Source organism: Pseudomonas sp. 31-12 (assembly GCF_003151075.1).
GTDB lineage: Bacteria > Pseudomonadota > Gammaproteobacteria > Pseudomonadales > Pseudomonadaceae > Aquipseudomonas.
This window is the reverse complement of record NZ_CP029482.1, coordinates 2,875,053-2,891,262: the sequence shown is the minus strand read 5'-3', so window position 1 is coordinate 2,891,262 and position 16,210 is coordinate 2,875,053. Positions and strand designations below refer to the sequence as shown.

The 16,210-nt window shown below is 60.1% G+C and carries 16 protein-coding genes and 1 pseudogene; 7 read left to right on the top strand and 10 right to left on the bottom strand.

Annotated features, from left to right (window positions below; all coding sequences use genetic code 11):
- Complete coding sequence (locus DJ564_RS13665; RefSeq protein WP_256597501.1) at positions 1-1,176, bottom strand: MFS transporter; 1,176 nt, start codon at positions 1,174-1,176, stop codon at positions 1-3.
- A gap of 107 nt (positions 1,177-1,283) precedes the next feature.
- Here DJ564_RS13665 and DJ564_RS13660 point away from each other — a divergent pair, with 107 nt between their 5' ends.
- Entirely contained in the window at positions 1,284-2,180 is an 897-nt protein-coding gene (locus tag DJ564_RS13660) for a LysR family transcriptional regulator (protein ID WP_109630076.1), read from the top strand.
- A 20-nt stretch (positions 2,181-2,200) separates the two neighbouring features.
- Here DJ564_RS13660 and DJ564_RS13655 read toward each other — a convergent pair whose 3' ends face one another.
- The 5 genes from DJ564_RS13655 to DJ564_RS13635 form a co-directional block, all read right to left on the bottom strand.
- Complete coding sequence (locus DJ564_RS13655) at positions 2,201-3,007, bottom strand: energy transducer TonB (RefSeq protein ID WP_109630073.1); 807 nt, start codon at positions 3,005-3,007, stop codon at positions 2,201-2,203.
- A complete protein-coding gene (tolR, locus tag DJ564_RS13650) occupies positions 3,004-3,450 on the bottom strand; it encodes a protein TolR (protein WP_109630070.1) in 447 nt (148 codons plus the stop codon). Before tolR ends, DJ564_RS13655 begins: the two co-directional genes overlap by 4 nt.
- 13 nt (positions 3,451-3,463) lie before the next feature.
- Positions 3,464-4,165, bottom strand: a complete 702-nt coding sequence (tolQ, locus tag DJ564_RS13645) for a protein TolQ (protein ID WP_109630067.1) — start codon at positions 4,163-4,165, stop codon at positions 3,464-3,466.
- 96 nt (positions 4,166-4,261) lie between these two features.
- A complete protein-coding gene (locus DJ564_RS13640) occupies positions 4,262-6,181 on the bottom strand; it encodes a phytase (RefSeq protein WP_109630064.1) in 1,920 nt (639 codons plus the stop codon).
- Positions 6,182-6,244: 63 nt separating this feature from the next.
- On the bottom strand, positions 6,245-8,773 hold the full coding sequence (locus DJ564_RS13635; RefSeq protein WP_109630061.1) for a TonB-dependent receptor: 2,529 nt from the start codon (positions 8,771-8,773) through the stop codon (positions 6,245-6,247).
- A 427-nt stretch (positions 8,774-9,200) separates the two neighbouring features.
- Between DJ564_RS13635 and DJ564_RS13630 the strand changes: the two genes are divergently transcribed.
- From DJ564_RS13630 to DJ564_RS13615, 4 genes are all read left to right on the top strand, one after another.
- Positions 9,201-10,115: a GGDEF domain-containing protein gene (locus tag DJ564_RS13630; protein WP_109630060.1), complete on the top strand. Its 915-nt coding sequence runs from the start codon at positions 9,201-9,203 to the stop codon at positions 10,113-10,115.
- A 9-nt stretch (positions 10,116-10,124) separates the two neighbouring features.
- Positions 10,125-11,162, top strand: a complete 1,038-nt coding sequence (locus DJ564_RS13625; protein WP_109630057.1) for an AraC family transcriptional regulator — start codon at positions 10,125-10,127, stop codon at positions 11,160-11,162.
- A gap of 301 nt (positions 11,163-11,463) precedes the next feature.
- Positions 11,464-12,804, top strand: coding sequence for a putrescine-ornithine antiporter (gene potE, locus DJ564_RS13620; protein WP_109630054.1), 1,341 nt, complete (start codon positions 11,464-11,466; stop codon positions 12,802-12,804).
- Between the two features lie 48 nt (positions 12,805-12,852).
- Positions 12,853-13,758 (top strand): amino acid ABC transporter substrate-binding protein, encoded by a 906-nt coding sequence (locus tag DJ564_RS13615; RefSeq protein ID WP_109630051.1) that lies wholly within the window; start codon positions 12,853-12,855, stop codon positions 13,756-13,758.
- 114 nt (positions 13,759-13,872) lie between these two features.
- Here the strand turns inward: DJ564_RS13615 and DJ564_RS13610 are convergent, their stop codons facing one another.
- The 3 genes from DJ564_RS13610 to DJ564_RS32010 form a co-directional block, all read right to left on the bottom strand.
- Entirely contained in the window at positions 13,873-14,055 is a 183-nt protein-coding gene (locus tag DJ564_RS13610; RefSeq protein WP_109630048.1) for a hypothetical protein, read from the bottom strand.
- A gap of 137 nt (positions 14,056-14,192) precedes the next feature.
- Entirely contained in the window at positions 14,193-14,420 is a 228-nt protein-coding gene (locus tag DJ564_RS13605; protein WP_109636028.1) for a PLD nuclease N-terminal domain-containing protein, read from the bottom strand.
- Positions 14,421-14,515: 95 nt separating this feature from the next.
- Positions 14,516-14,725 carry a hypothetical protein gene (locus DJ564_RS32010; RefSeq protein ID WP_162556204.1) on the bottom strand — a complete coding sequence of 70 codons (210 nt, stop codon included), beginning with the start codon at positions 14,723-14,725 and terminating at the stop codon, positions 14,516-14,518.
- A 40-nt stretch (positions 14,726-14,765) separates the two neighbouring features.
- Here DJ564_RS32010 and DJ564_RS32005 point away from each other — a divergent pair, with 40 nt between their 5' ends.
- Positions 14,766-15,461, top strand: a complete 696-nt coding sequence (locus DJ564_RS32005; RefSeq protein ID WP_162556203.1) for a hypothetical protein — start codon at positions 14,766-14,768, stop codon at positions 15,459-15,461.
- Here the strand turns inward: DJ564_RS32005 and DJ564_RS13590 are convergent.
- Positions 15,374-15,691: pseudogene (locus tag DJ564_RS13590) on the bottom strand (LysR substrate-binding domain-containing protein); the annotation flags it as partial. The gene DJ564_RS32005 and the pseudogene DJ564_RS13590 sit on opposite strands and share 88 nt — an antisense overlap.
- A gap of 217 nt (positions 15,692-15,908) precedes the next feature.
- Between DJ564_RS13590 and DJ564_RS13585 the strand changes: the two are divergent.
- Positions 15,909-16,097, top strand: coding sequence for a hypothetical protein (locus DJ564_RS13585; protein WP_109630039.1), 189 nt, complete (start codon positions 15,909-15,911; stop codon positions 16,095-16,097).
- Positions 16,098-16,210: the final 113 nt, after the last annotated feature.

Here is a 16,210-nt window from a genome sequence, read left to right as displayed (position 1 = left end):
TCACGGGCGCGGGCGCGGGAGCGGCATTGATGGCAATGGGGAATACTTCCAGCCACTGCGCACGATCAGCAGCGGCAGCAACTGGAAAACCGCGATCAACGCGATACAGCCAGGCCAGCCCCATTGCTCCCACAGCACGCCAGGCACAAACGCGCCGAAGCTGCCGCCCAGGTAGTAGCAGGTCAGATACACGCCCACGGCGCCGGCCTTGTTTTGCCGGGCATGAGCGGTGATAAAGGCATTGGCCGCGGACTGGGCGAGAAACACGCCGGTGCAACTGAGCGCCAGACCGGCAACGATCAGCCACAACGATGGCCACAGGGTCAGCACCGAGCCGCTGACGCCCAGCCATGCCGCCACCCTCACCCATTCACTGCGAGGGCGGGCCTTGCTCATGCGCCCGGCGATCGGCACCACCACCAGTGCCAGCAGGAACACCGCATAAATCGAACCAAGCGCAGCGGTGCCCAGCGCAAACGGCGCCCGGCTCAGGTGTAAGCCGACATAGGTAAACATTGCGACTTGGGCGAACAGCACGCAGAAACCCACGGCGTAGGTGGCCAGCAACGGCCTGCTTAGCAATTCGCTGCGCATCGCCTTGCGATCGGCAGGCGTTTGTACGGGTGACCGAAGATTGCGCGGCAACAGCAGGAAAATCCCCAGACCGATGATCAGATTCAAGCCGGCCAGCACTGCCAACGCCAGGCGCCAATCATCGAACTCGGTCACCAGGCCGGACAAAAAGCGCCCGCTAAAGCCGCCCAGAACCGTGCCCGCGACATAGAGGCTGGTCATTTCCGTCACTGACTCGCCGCTCCAGCGCACGCCGATGTAGGCGACGCTGGTGGCAAACACCACCGGGATCAGCATGCCTTGCACCGCTCGCCAGAGCAGCAGCTCGCTGAAACTGCCCGAGCAGGCCGCCATCACCGCAGGCAGTGCCAGCAATATCGCGGCCACGGCGATGACCCGGTGCTGCTCGCCCCGCGCCGTCAACCGGCCGACAAAGGGAGCGGTGATTGCCACGGCCAGGGTGGTGACGGTGATGCTCCAGCTCGCTTGCCTGGCGGAAATGTGAAACGCCGCAGCCAACTCGTTGAGCAGCCCTTGTGTGGCATAAAGGTTGATAAAAGCGGCGCACCCAGCCAGAAACAAGGCAACTCGAGGACAACTCACGCGACGATTCCCTGGATTATCTGTAATGTATTTTTACAATTTTATAAGATAGACCGTCGAAAGGATCCAATACCTATTTCTGACCGATTGATACCTCAAGGATGACGATGATTGACCTCCGCCGCCTGCGCTACTTCCTGCTCGTCAGCGACGAGCTGCACTTTGGCCGTGCCGCGGCACGCCTGCACATTGCCCAACCGCCGCTGACGCGGCAGATTTCGGCACTGGAGGCGGATCTGGGTTTTCGCCTGTTCGATCGCAGCACCCGCAATGTCAGGCTCACCTCCGAGGGCCGGCACTTTCTGCCCTACGCCCGGGCGGTGCTGGAGCAAGTCGATCTGACGGCGAGCATTACCAGCAAGCTGGCGGCGGGGTCCGCGGGTCATCTCGCGGTGGGCTACGCCAGTTCGATTGCGCTGTCGGACATTTTCAGCCAGACCATTCAGACCTTCTGCTCGGCGTACCCGGATGTGCAACTGACGGTGGAAGAAGGCGCGTCCAGCACCCAATGGTCGCAGCTCATCGAGGGACGTCTGGATATCGGCATGAGCCGTATGCAGCCGCCCGCCGACGATGCCGAGATTCAAGCCATCTGCCTGGACAACGAGCCGCTGGTCGCGGCCATTGCCAGTGACAGCCCGCTCACCCGGAAAGAACAGGTGACACTCGCCGATTTGAGCGCCTACCCGTTGATCGCCTTCCCGACCGACTACGGTTCCGGGTTGAACGAGATCATCGAGGCGCTATATCGGCGCCAGGCGCTGATCCCCCTGCCCGCGCCGAAGGGCAAGCAGATCACCTCCATCATCGCCCTGGTCGCCGCAGGCCGTGGCGTCGCCGTGGTGCCCCAATGCACCCAGACCCTGGTCAAGCGCGGCGTGACCTATCGGCCCCTGGCTGAACCCGGGGCCACCGCACCCTTGCTGATATTGACGCGCAAACGCGAACGCAGCCCGCTGGTCAAGGCATTTGTCGAAACCATCGAGCAGACCCGAGCAAAGTGAATGATTTGAGGGCTGGGCACTTATTTGATCCGGTAATGGAACGTATTGCGCACAGCCGGCACCGCAACGGCTTGGCCGTCGACGACTCGCGGTTGGTAACGGAAGGTGTTAGCGGCTGCCAGCGATGGTCGAATGAACAGCGGATGGCAACCATCAAGCACCCTGGGATTCTCGACTTTGCCTTGTGGGTTGACGGTGTATTCCACCGAGCAATCGCCCTCTATGTTCTTGTCCAGAGCCCGCTGCGGATAGTCCGGTGCTTCCTTGCTCAGAGGTAAATACTGACGAATGTCGGCAGCGTTCTGTGCGGCTGGTCGGCGCGAGCGTTCGGCAGCCAGTCTGGCCTGCTCGGCACGTTGTTCTTGCTGCTGGGCGAGTTGCCGCTGCTGGGTCTCCCGGTCACGTCGTTGCGTCTCCAGTCGCTCGCGTTGCTGCTCGGCTTGCTGCTCGAGTTTTTTATCTTCGACCCGTTTTCGCGCCAAAGCCGCCTGTTCGCGTTTTTGAGCCTGGAGTTGTGGATCGACAGCAGGTTTGATCGGCTCGACGGGTGCGGCTGCAACGGGCTCAGGAGGTGCTGGCTGCTCGATTGCGGGTGCCCGTTCGGGAGCCTGCACCTGAGGTTCCGGCGGCAACATCACCAATTGGGTTTTCAAAACTGCCGGCTGACTGACTGGTGTTTTCTCCAGCGACCAGCCGTGTACCAACAACGCCAGAACGATGACGTGCAGCGCCACGGCCAGGCCCGCCGCCAGACTGTTCTGCCAGAACCCGCCGGGAGCACTGCGCGGCAACGTCATGGTGGAGTCGTGCATGATCATCGCCGTCATTGCGCAGCCTCGGTCACCAGCCCGAGGTTGCTGACCCCGCCCTGTTGCAGTGCCGCCATGGCCGCGACCACGCTGCCGTAACCGGCGTCCTTGTCGGCGCGAATGTAAACCTGAGTGTCATGACGCTCGGCAACGATTTGCGCGACCTTGGCCCGCATCTCATCGAGCCCCACCGCACTGTCGGTCTGGTGCTGCGTATCCAGTTCTCCGCCGAGGTTCCAGTAGTAGCTGCCCTCGGCCTTCACCGACAGGGTAAGGATTTGCTGGCGGGTATCGGTGGCCAACGCTTCACTGGCGACCTTGGGCAATTCGATCTTCACGCCCTGGGTGAGCATCGGTGCGGTGACCATGAAAATCACCAGCAGCACCAGCATCACATCGATGTAGGGCACCACGTTCATTTCGGCCTTGGGCCCGTGCTTGCGTTGCGGTCTGACCAGCATCTTCATTCTCCTCTCAGGCTGCGGCGGCCAGGTTCAACGGCTTGCCATGCAACGTGCGATGCAGGCGCACTTGAAGCTCATTGCCGAAGGCGTAGTAACGGGTGAGCAAGGTCTGGCTGCGCGAGGAAAAGCGGTTGTAGGCAATCACCGCCGGAATCGCCGCAAAAAGGCCGATGGCCGTGGCGATCAGCGCTTCGGCGATGCCCGGGGCCACGGTCGACAGCGTCGCTTGCTGTACCTGAGACAAGCCGAGAAACGAATTCATGATTCCCCAAACCGTGCCAAACAAACCGATGTAAGGGCTGACCGAACCCACGGTCGCGAGAAACTGCAAGCCTTTCTCCAGCTGCACTTCCTGCTCGCTGATGGCGACGTACAGCGCGCGTTCCACACCTTCGAGCACCACGTCGGCGGCATTGCCCGTGTGCTGATGAAGATGGTTGAACTCGTGAAGCCCGGCGTGAAATATCGGCTCGACGCCGTTCTCGCTGTCAGTAGTGTCCCGGTACAGCGGCAGCAGATCCGAGCTGCTGCGAAAGCGCTTCACAAACGCATTCATCTGCCGTTCGCGCTGTTGCAGCACGAGGCTGCGCTGCATGATCAGGTACCAACTGAGTAACGAGGCCAGCAACAGGGTGAGCATGACCGCCTTGACCAACAGGCTGGCGTCGCTGATCTGCCCCCAGATCGTCATGTGTTCGAGTGTGGCCTGCATGGTGAAACTCCTTGTCTGATGCTCTCGGGCCGCCGATGCGCGACGGCCGTTGAGCTATTCGATGAAAATGTGATGACGCGTTGATGACAGACCGGGTCAAGGCAACTTCAGGGCCCGGGTGACTTCGGCCCAGGGCACGAATTTGAAGTTCTGGGTTTGCTCGGGCATGCGTTTACGGCCGTCCTGCACCACCAGCAGGCCTTGGCTCCAACGCCCGCCAAGGTTCACCGAGGTGACTTCCAGGCCGTCGGTTTCCGACGCACCGTCGATACCAAGCTCGGCGTTCAGCCCTACGCGCAATGCACCGCGAGACGCAAACGGCGGTTCGGCATCGAGCACCACATAGCTGTCGTTGCCTTGGCTTGAGATCACCAGATAGTCCTGCGCCGCGCTTTGATAAAGCGCCAGCCCTTCCACATCTGCCTGCAACTGCGCGCCGACTTTGATCACGCTGCTGAGTGTCGCCGGCTGATCGGCGCGGGCGTCCACCGCCCAGACGCCGACGTCCTCTTCACCGAGAAACAGGCGCTGGCGCTGGTCGTCGGCGACGCAGCCTTCAGGTTGGCTGTCGACCTTGAACTGGCGCACCAGCTCGCCCTGTACGCTGCCGTTCGGCGCGCTCAGGCGGTATTGCAGGAAGGTGCCATCCTTGCCGTTGGCGATCGCGTAAAGTTCGCCGCTGGCCGGTTGAAACAGGCAGATGCCGTAGATGTCCTTGAGCGGCGTGGGGATCTCACCGGCTTCGCGCAACTCACCGTTGGTGCGGTCGATGCTGAACAGGCTGAGGCTGTTTCGATCGCGATTGCTCGCCACCGCGAGGTCGACGGTCTGCTGACCGAGCTTGAAATTCGGCCGTATGTCGACGTTGTTCAGGCGGCCTACCGGCAACTCCTGCAGCAGTTTGCCTTGCAGGTCGTACGCCATCAGCCCCTGCTTTTTATTGGTGCCCAGCACCCGACTCAGGGCGGCTTGCTGCGGATGAATCCAGATCGCCGGATCATCCGCGGCATCACCCTGGCGCCCAACCGGGTCGCTTTGGCTGACTGCTTTTACGTTCGGCAGCGCCGGCGCCAAGGGCACCGGCGTGGCTTGCCAGTTGAGTTCGCCCTGATACAGAAGGCCGTTTTCATCGTCGCGCAACAGTACTTGCAAGCCTTTGGCCGTCGGGCGCAGGGCGAGGTTTTCCGGCTCGCTCAAGCCTGGCAACGCCAAGGTGGCCTGAGCCGTCCAGCGTTCGCCCTGCTGCTGATAGAGATGCAGTTGCGCGGCTTTCGGATCGAGTCCGACGATGCCACCCGGCACCAGGGCCATCGCACCCGCGGCCTGTTTGATCTCGCCGAACGGTTCGCGCATCGCCACAGGTGTGCGTGTTACATCTGCCTCGGCATGCGCCGGGTAGGCCCACCAACCGGCGTTCTCTTCATTGACCACCAGTTGATTGGCCGCGTCGTCGACCTGACAGAACTGTGCCGACGGCGGCAGTGGCAGACCGCGCACCCGTTGCGGTTGCGGTTGCGGGTTCAAAGTGGCGCCGTTGCCCACCAGCCATTGCTCACCCTTGCCCTCCTCGCCCACCAGAAACAGGAACAGATTGCTGGCTTCGTCGCGGTACAGGCACAAACCGTTCACCGGGTAATCCCGCGTTGGCAGATACACCGGTTGCCCCCAACTGCGCTTGGCCGGATCGAGGCTGACCAGCAACGCTTGTTGGCGAGCGTTGTCGAGGCTGGCCACCAAGACGTGTTGACCGGCGGCGCGGCTGTCCAGGCTACTGAACGAACCTTTCAGGCGCGCCAACTCTTTGCCTTGCGCGTCGAGCAGCAGCAAGCCGTCGCGTTCGCTGGCGGCCAGGCGTTCAGGGCCAATCTCAGCGGGCAAAAACGCTACCGCGTCGACTGCCAGGTTCGGCGCCCAGGGTGTGAGGCTCAGGTTCGGCGCGGCCGCCATGGCCTGGCCGATGGTCAAGCTGATCAGGGTGGTCAGCAGACCGTGTTTGGGTAACCACGAAATACTCATGAACAGGCAAAGTCCTTGTCGTGCATCCATCACGGCGGCAGCACCGGGCTGCCGCCCCGGGGCTTAGAAGTGGGTAAAGGTCAGGCCGAGCTTGTAGGTCGGGCCGTATTCTTCGTATTGGCCGTTATAGGAGCGGTTACCGGTGTAGACGAAATACGGCTCGTCGGTGAGGTTCTGCGCCTCGAAGCTGACTTGCAGGTTTTTGGTCAGCGAATACCGCGCACTGAAATCGACGAAGGTCTGGGCATCGACGTGCAGGTCGTGAGCTTTGTCGTTGATCGAGGCCAGCTCAAAGAGGTAATCGGACTTGTAGTTGGCCGACAGGCGCAGGCTCAACTTGTCATCTTCCCAACCGAGCATCAGGTTGCCGACAGTGTCCGACTGGTTGGGCAAATCGATGCTGCGCTTGCGGTCGATACCGCTGGCGGCGTCGAAGCCTTCGATTTCGGCATCGGAGCGGCTGAAGGTGGTGTTGGCGCCCAGCAGCAGACCATTCCAGGGCGCCGGCAGCCAGTCGAATTTTTGCGAGTAGGCCAGTTCCAGGCCATAGAGCTTGGCGCTGTCGCCATTGGCAAACGTATGAGCCTCGGAGAAATCGGCCCAGGCGCCGGTGCCCGCCAGGTCAGTGTTGTAGACGAAGTTCTTGATGTCTTTGTAGAACACGAACGCCGAGACCGTGCCGGCATGGCCCATGTAGTGCTCGATGCCCAGGTCGAGGTTGCTGGATTCCAGCGGCTTGAGGTCCGGGTTGCCGAAGGTCGCCTCGTCATCGTCGATGACAAAACCCGGCGCCAGTTGGCCGAACGTCGGGCGCACCACGGACTTGGTCCAGGCCGCGCGCACCTGAGTGTTCTTGTCCAGTTGATAGCGCGCATGCAAGCCCGGCAGCCAGTGGTGATAACGGCGTTTGGTTTCGGTGGACTGGAACTCGCCATCGGTGGCGCCCGTGCCCTTGGCTTCGAACTCGGTGCCTTCGTAGCGCATGCCGGCAATGAAACGCCAGTCATCGATATCGATGGTGTTCATCAGGTAGCCGGCGTCGATGTCTTCGCTGATCTTGAAGTCGTTGACCCGCGATTCGGTCTCGTCATAGAAGTCCGCTTGATTCAGGCCACCGATCAACTGCTTGATGCCGCTGCCGCTGATGCCCGGGCCGAACTGGCCGAGGCGATAGTCCACGGTGCCTTTCTGGAATCGGCTGAGGTTGAGCTGTTCATCGCTGAAACCCAGATCGTCGAAATCTTCATAGACCCAGGCATCGAGGTTGTTGTCTTTGTTGCGGCGGCTGACCTTGCCGCCGAATTTGACCTGGGACGCATAGCCGCTGAGGTCGTAGTCGCGGGCCAGGTCCAGTCGCAGGTTTTTCTCGGTGTCGGTGGTTTTCTGTTTTTCCCAATCGACCTTGTCGAGGCTGAAGTTGTCCGGGTTGTAGAAGCCCTGACCGATCAGGGGTCGCGGTTTTTTGGTGTCGTAGAAACCGCTGTCGGCGAAGTCGTCGGTGCCATTGAACGCGGCGTTGGCGATATGACCCGGGCTGTCTTCACTGGAGCGGCTGTAGCCGGCCTGGCCGCTGAGGGTCCAGAGGCCGAACATACGTTCGCCGCCCAATACGTAAGACTGGATTTCCTGGGTCTCTTCCCGTTGTTTGAGTTTTCGGGCGCCTTCGGCATCGCCCAACTCCCCCGCCGCCAGTGGGTCGGCGAATTCCAGGCTGGTGGAATTGCGCGTCTCGCTGTCCTTGTAGCGGCTGTACAGGGTGCGCAGGTAATAGCTGCTGAGGTCGTCGGGTTTGTAATCGAAGTTCAGGCCGCCACCGGAGCGTTCACGGCTGATGTCGTAATCGCGTTGCTCGAACTCCTGCAATTTGGCGCCTTGCTCGAAGTCCCAGGCGCCGCCGGTTTCGACGTTGTCCGAGCCGAAGTCGCGCTTCTGCCAGCTCAGCGCCGCAGCGACGCCGAAGTTGTCGATGCCGTCGCCAAGGCTGAAGCGATCACTGATGGCACCGGAAAATTTCGGGCTGGTCTGGTGAGTGTTTTTGTCGTAACTGGCTTCGCTGCTGCCGGTGTAGAACAGCCCTTTGTGATCAAAGGCCGAGAGGCTTTTAACATCCACGGTGCCGCCCAGGGAGTTGGCGTCCATGTCCGGTGTCAGGGTTTTGATCACCGACAATGACTGCACCAATTCCGAGGGCAGCACATCGAGGGCCACGGCCCGCCGTTCGCTTTCCGGCGATGGCACCAGTGTGCCGTTGATGGTCACGCTGTTCAGATCCGGACCGAGGCCGCGCACGCTGACAAACCGCCCTTCGCCCTGGTCGCGCTCGACGCTGACGCCCGGCAGACGCTGCACCGCTTCGGCGACGTTTTCGTCCGGCAACTGCGCCACGCCGTCGGCATGCACCACGCTCTTGATGCTGTCGGAACTGCGCTGCTCCTTGAGCGCCTGATCAATGCTCGCCGCCTGGCCCACCACTTCGACGTGTTCGGTGTTCGCCACGGCTTCGGCGGCGCTCAGGCGTTCACTGGCGATTGCCATAGCCAGGGCGGTGAGCGTGAAGCCGACGACTCCAGCGGTGCTGCTGCGCTTATACATGGTGGTCCTCCCCCAAGAGTCCGATAACGCCAGGCAAGTGGCCCGGCAACTGGGAGGGCACGCTAGGCACGGGGGATGACGGTTCTGTGACAGGGGTTGGCGGGAGGTGCGGTAAACCGGGGTTTTGCCGGGTTTCGGGGAGGGAAGTGAGCTGAAATGACTTGTTTGCATCCGATCGACACGGGCTCTGTGGCGAGGGAGCTTGCTCCCGCTCGGTCGCGCAGCGGCCGCATGAGTTTTACATGACCCACTGAAGTTGGGGAGCGCTGCGCACTTCAGCGGGAGCAAGCTCCCTCGCCACAGGTCCTCACTCGCCAGAAAATCCCACAGGACCATGAGCTGATTCGACCTCACACCCCAGTCACCCGAGTGTCACAAACATCTGCTGTGCTGGCGCGAATTGCTTCTTCGCCAAAGGATCGCGGCCATGTTCTCAGTGCTCAAACCTCACCGTTGGAAACTCGCCCTGCTGCTGTTGGCCGCCAACCTGGGGTTGCTTGTGCATCTGGCCTGCGGCGAGGTCAAACCGGTCAGCGAATGGGTCTGGCTGGACATCGTCGGTGAAGGCGGTTCGGCGCTGCTCGCGCTGGTCTGGCTGGGACTGGTGCTCAAGAGTCGGCCGGCCGGGCGCGTCACCCATTACCTGGTGCTGGGTTTGAGTTGCATCTTTTTCTCCTGGTGGATCGACAGCCTCGACGAGTTCATCCGCCTGCCCGACAGCATCACCTGGGATCACTGGCTCGAGTCCGGGCCGATGCCGGTGGGCATGATATTGCTGACCCTCGGCATCTATCACTGGCACCGCGAACAACTGGCAATCAGCGCACAGATGGAGAAACGCGAGCGGCTGTTCCGCGAGCATCGGTTGTTCGACAAACTCACGCCATTGGGCGGCGCCGATTACCTCAAGCGGCAACTGACCGGCAGTCTTGAGGAAAGTCATGGTCAACAACAGCCGCTATCATTGTTGGCGCTGGACCTGGACAACTTCTCGGCCATCAATCAGGCCTTCGGGCATGCCGAAGGCGACGCCGTGCTGCAAGCACTCAGTCATTTGCTGCTGCTCAACCTGCGCCGACAGGACTTGCTCTGCCGACTGGCCGGCGACCGTTTCGTGGTGCTACTGCCCAACACCGGCGAGAGCCAGGCACGGTTGCTGGCGCTGGAACTGCAGCAAGCGGTTCAGGGCCTGGCGCACAAAACCCGGCAGCACGGCGAACGCTTGCAACTGTCGGCGAGCACGGCGGTGGTGATGGCACTGAACGAGTCACCAGACGCCCTGCTCAAGCGCCTTAACCTGGCGCTGGCCCGGGCCAAGCAGCCTCTGGCCAGAACGGCCTGAGACCCGGCCATGACCCTGAAAACCACTTGGTACGAAACCGACAGCCGTTTCATTCCCGGGCATTACCAGCCAGCAACCCTGATCGATCTGGCGCTGTCCCGGGGAATCGACAGCCATCGTCTGTTACGCGGCACCGGACTGTTTCATGACGACATCCTGGCCGGCCAGACTCGCCTCAGCCCGCAGCAGTTTCTCGGGTTGATCGGCAACAGCCGGCGCTTACTGGATGCCGACGACAGCAGCTTTTTGTTCGGCCAGCGCCTGCTACCGGGGCATTACGGCCCCGCCAGCCACGCCCTGCGCCACGCCCAAAACCTGCACCAGGCCCTCGACACGCTGGTGCAGCTACAGGCGCTGCTCAGCCCGCTGGCCACCCCGCGACTGGTGCTGGATGAAAAACACGCCTATTTCTACTGGCTGGACAGCTGCGGAGCGGGTGAACAGTGGCGTTTTGTGCTGGAGGCAAGCATGACCTCGATCGTGGCCATGAGCCGGTCACAGAGTGGCCAGCGCCTGCCGTGGGAATGCAGCTTCAGCCATGCCGAGCCACGTTATGTCGAGCAATACTGGGTGCATCTGGGTGAGCACACACAGTTCAAGCGCCCGCTGGACCAAATGCGCATCCCCCGGGAATATCTCACTCAGTCCTGGCCCGACGCCTCGGCCACAGCAGGCCAGGTTGCCCGCCAGGAAGCCCACCGACAAATCGAACAATTGGGATTTGCCTCAAGCTTCATCGACTGTGTTTATCGCTACCTTCAAACCCATGTTCGCCAAGCCCCCAACCTCGAACAGGCCGCCCTGGCCTTCGCCATGAGCCCCGCCACGCTCAAGCGCAAACTGCAAAAACACGACACAGGATTTCAACAGCAGGTGGATTTGGTGCGCAAGCATGTGGCGCTGTACCTCTATCAGATCAAGGGATTCAGTAACGAAGAAGTCGCGGACTACCTGAGATTCAACGATGCGGCGAACTTTCGGCGCTCCTTCAAGCGCTGGACCGGCAGCACGCCTAACTTGATTCGCGAGATGTTCGAGACCCGTTGAAGTCTGATTTTTTGTGTGGATTTCAAATGCGAGGAGGAAAGAATCTGTCGATTGATTGATTCAAATCAGATGACTCAACAACTGACGAATTCAACCTGCTTATCTCTGCGCCTTCAAGCAAGCGGTCGCCAACTAAATATGAAATTTGCTTTCGCACTTTCACAAAGATTTCCGCTCTCGATCAAACCGACTATACCGATGGTGCTGGCGCCGTGTTTTCTCTGGACGGCCCCTTGCCCGACAACACGTAATCAAACGCCGGATTCAGGCTCAATGCGTTGAGCAGATCAAGGAGTTTTCGATGGCCGACTCAAGCAAGAAAATGAGCCTCATGGGGCTCACCACACTGGTGACAGTTAACATGATGGGCTCGGGCATCATCATGTTACCGACAAGCATGGCTCAGCTCGGCGCTGTTTCATTGTTGTCGTGGATCGTCACTGCCGTCGGTTCCATGGCCATCGCGTATTGCTTTTCCCAGTGTGGCATCTACTGTCCGCGTCCAGGCGGGTTATCCGCCTATACCGAAGAGGCGCACGCCAAATCAGGGTTCTTCCTTTGCTCGTATCTGTACTTCCTTTCGCTGGCCATCGCCAACGTGGCGGTCGCCATCTCCGCAGTGGGGTATATGACATCGTTCGTGCCGTGGCTGGGGAGCGGCGCCATTCCGCTGTTCATCGGAACGGTCGGCTTGCTCTGGTTGACCACCGTGGCCAACTTTGGCGGCCCCGACATCACGGGCAAGATCGGTGCGATTACCGTGTGGGGTGTGATCATCCCGGTGGCCGGCTTGAGCATCATCGGCTGGTTCTGGTTCAAGCCCGATGTGCTGGCTGCCGCCTGGAACCCGAACGACTTGCCCATCTCTGAAGCCATCAGCAAGGCGATTCCCCTGACCCTGTGGGCCTTCCTCGGCATGGAATCGGCAGCACAGGCCTCCGATGCAGTGGAAGATCCCAAACGCACGGTACCGCTGGCGTGCCTGTTTGGCACGCTGGGTGCGGCAGTGGTTTATGTGCTGTCGACAACCGTTATTCAAGGCATCATCCCCAATGCCGAACTGGCCAACTCATCGGCCCCTTTCGCGCTCGTCTATGCACACATGTTCAACCCCACGGTGGGCAACATCATCATGGCGCTGGCGGTGATGGCCTGTGTCGGTTCGCTGCTGGGCTGGCAGTTCACCTTGGCGCAAACCGCCAAGATGACGGCTGACCAGGGTATGTTCCTGAAACTGTTCGCCAAGGTCAGCGCACGGAATGCCCCTATAGTCGGAATGCTGGTCTGCGGTGTGTTGCAGACGTTGCTGGCGCTATCGACCATCTCGCCCAATGCCAGTGCCCAATTCGCAAAACTTGTCAGCCTGGCGGCAGTGACCAACCTCATCCCCTACGTGACGGCGGCCACCGGCCTGCTGATCATGATGTACAAAGCCAAAGTCGGTTTCGGCGTGTACACCCGCAACACCCTATTGTTATTGGTCGCCGTGGCCTATTCGTTGTACGCCCTGTATGCCTGCGGCAGAGACGCCGTGTTCGGCGGCACCCTCGTCCTGGTGTTCGGCTACCTGCTTTATGGTTTCCTCGCCAAACGTAGTGTCGAGGCATCTCCCGCCGCGCAGACCCGGGCCGACACCCCTTGACCGTTGATTTCAGAACTGCACAGACATCTGAATTCGGGGAATCAGGATATGAACGTGAAACTGACCAACACCAACAACCTGCTGCTCGTCTGCTTGCTCATGCTGGTGTCCGTACTGGCCAATGCCAATACCCTTGAACGCGTGCGGGCGAGCAATACCTTCACCCTCGGTTACCTGCCGGACTTTGCACCTTTCAGTGTCCAGGCAGCCGATAAAGCCAGCGGTTATGCCATCGATCTCTGCCTGAAAATCGCCGACAAGGTGAAGACTGAGTTGGGTTTGCCCGGCTTGCAAATACGTTACCTGCCCGTCACGGTCACCGACGAGATGAGCGCCGTCAGCTCGGGGACGGTCGATATTCTTTGTACGCCGACGCCCCCCACACTGGAGCGGCGCAAGGTAGTGAGCTACTCGGTACCGATCTACACGGCCGGCCTCTCGGCCGTGGTGCGCCAAGATGCATCAGAGGCGTTGCTCAATGTGCTGAATGGCAAGGTGGCTCGGACCGGGCCAACCTGGCGAGCGACGGTCAACCATGGGCTGTCCAACCAAACGTATGCCGCCACGGCTGGCGGTGTCACCGAAACATGGATTCGTCAGCAGATGCGACTACTGGGCGTGGTGGCCACTCTGGTCACCGTCGAAAACACCGCCGCAGGCCTCACGCTGGTCTCCGAAGGCAAAGCCGACGCGTTCTTCGCCGAACGCATGATGCTCCGGAACCTCCTCGCCACAGATAAGTCGGCAACCAGCCTGGTGCTGCTCGAACGCATTTTTGAGTACTCACCCACCGCAATGGCAGTGGACCGAAACGATGAGAATTTCCGTTTGCTGGTTGATACTGCGCTCAGTGAAATGTACAGGTCGGGCGAGATTGAGCAGGCATTCGACAAGTACCTCGGTGGCGTCAGCGAGACGGCCAGAAAGCTCTTCAAGGTCTATGCGATACCTTAGATAAAAACCAGAATCAACGTGGTCGACAAGTGCGCAGGACACACTTGCCCCTTTCGGCTTGGTCGCCAATGTCATCGCCGTCAGCGGGACGTCTTGCCATGGCGTTGGAAATCTTTACGGCCTGGGATGCTCGCTCGACACCGAGTTGTTGGCGTCCACGTCCGCCCTCTCTTCATCGACAGGCGGCAGCGCAACCTCAGGGTCCTTCCCCTTGGGATCGTGACCTGCTTCGTTATCCGTGCCCCTCGTTACGCCTGCCTGAGAAATGTTTCCAGGTGCATTTTCATCAATGTCCATGCGGGTTCTCCGTTCTGATGCGCGGGATGTCCGTGCTAGTAATTGAGAGCAGAGAGCGCAGAGCAAGTGCCAGGCATTGGACGAACGGCGAAAAAGGCCCGGCGATCAGGCGATTTTTTTGCTCCGTCTGAATCGGCTCACCCCTTGCTGTGTTCAGGTGATGTAGGCCCTTCCTTGATCCCGCGCGGTCCGGCAATCCCCCAGACAATCAATCCGAGCACCGGGAAAACGATCAACCCGATGGCCCAAGCGGCTTTGATGCCCACAGGCTTGTCACTGCGGAACACACTGACAATTGCCCATAGGTCAACGAGCAAGATGATCACTGCTACGGCAATCGCGAAATAACTGGCGGCTTCGGACATGATCATGCCCTCCTGATTCATATAGAGGATTAGGCCGGTCGCGATGGAAGGTGTTCAAAGTTTCAATTCGCAGGTTTACCTCCCGCACCCAAACCTCAAGTTGTCACGATCTGAGCAAAGAAGAACTGGCTGCGCTGGGCGCAATGGCGGATGGCTTTGAGTCGGCCATTCAAGGACTGACTGCGGTGCCGCCGCAACTCAAGCTGGACGCGCTGATGCAGTTCGATTCCAAGGTGTTTTCTTCGGTCGATCTGGTCACACGGTTCAAACTCAGCGATGACAGCACGCAGGCCCTTGATCTGCATGCCGATGTAAGCCAGCGCCGCGTGCGCATGAGCGGTGACCGTGCAGCAGCCCCCAGGCTCGAACCACCTGACAGACACCGACCGCAGCTTACTCTCCGGCCTCGCCGATTTCAGCGCTACGGTCACCGAGAAGACTGTAAATGGCAATCCCGCACGGCCTGGCGAGCTCGATTCGTTTAGCTACGACTTTTCCCAAGCCACGCAATCCAAAGGTCTGAATCGGCTCAACCGCACCCTTGTCCAGAACCAGCAATCACATCTGACAGCCCAGTACCATAAGCCACTGTATGCCGGGCAAAAGCTGGAACTGACCACTGACTCGGAATCGCAGAATTACCGGTACTACCAGATCAACGATCAGGCCTGCAGCACCAGCCGCATCGGTTATGTCGAAGGTGAGTTGGTCGAAGCCTCCGTCAGCCATTCGGCGAGCCAGTCCACGCGCATTTCCAAATACGTAAAGGGGCATTTGGAAGAGGACAATGTGATCCCTGCCTCGGCCTCGAAGACGCAAAATTTCCTCGTCGTTCTGCAACAGGCACTGGAGCAGGACAAGGCCGCGACACTGGGACGGGGGCACGTCATTGCTCGAATACACCTTGGCCGCTATTCAGGGCAAAGTGATGTTGATCAGCGACCCGCGCGAGCTCAAGGGTTGACGGTACACGGAGTGAGCGGCGTGAGGATCTCCTCCAGAAAGTCGATGAATACATTGATGCGGCTGGAACCCCGGTGATTGGGTAAATACAGCGCATTGATGCAACTGCTCGCACTGCCGGGATTGACTTCGTAATGTTCCAGCAAACGGGTCAGCCGGCCTGCGGCGACATCGTCGCGCACCAGCCAGTCGGCCAGCAGGGTCACGCCGCCGCCCGCGATTGCCGCTTCGCGCAAGGTGTCGGCGTTGTTACTTTGCAGGCGGCCATGCACGTTGAGCTGGATCGTTTGCTCGTCGCCCCGGAACGTGATTACCCGGTTCATCCCTGATCGTTGCTGTGTATTTGATTTACGCCTCTAAACCTCTAATCAAAGCGAAATGGCGCTCCTGTAGAGAGCAAGCAACGCTCCCCCCAGGCGCACCATTGCAGTGCGCCTCACTGGCGCAAAGCCGTTTCCTCGACTAGGGTTTCTACCGAATCGAGAGGCCCTGCTTCCCCAGCGGGCGCGTGATCAAGGAGGATAGATGACGTCCATTTACAAAGCCGAGAAAACCTATCGCGCCTGGTCCAACCCAATCTTGCTTGCACTCAAAGAGAGAGAGAATGAGCTGGACCGCAATGCCCGCCAGGCTCTTGATAATGTCCTGGCAGAGCGAAGGCTGATAGACACCGGAAACCCTTCTGGCGTCGAGCGCCGCCGCCCGACTTCCTGATGGCTTCTGTCCGTACAGTTCAACAGATCTGCTCTGTTCATCGGATACTTCAAGCGCTCCCTTGCGGTGGTGGCCAGTAGCCGCTACACGTTAAGGTGAATTCGGAAGGAGTA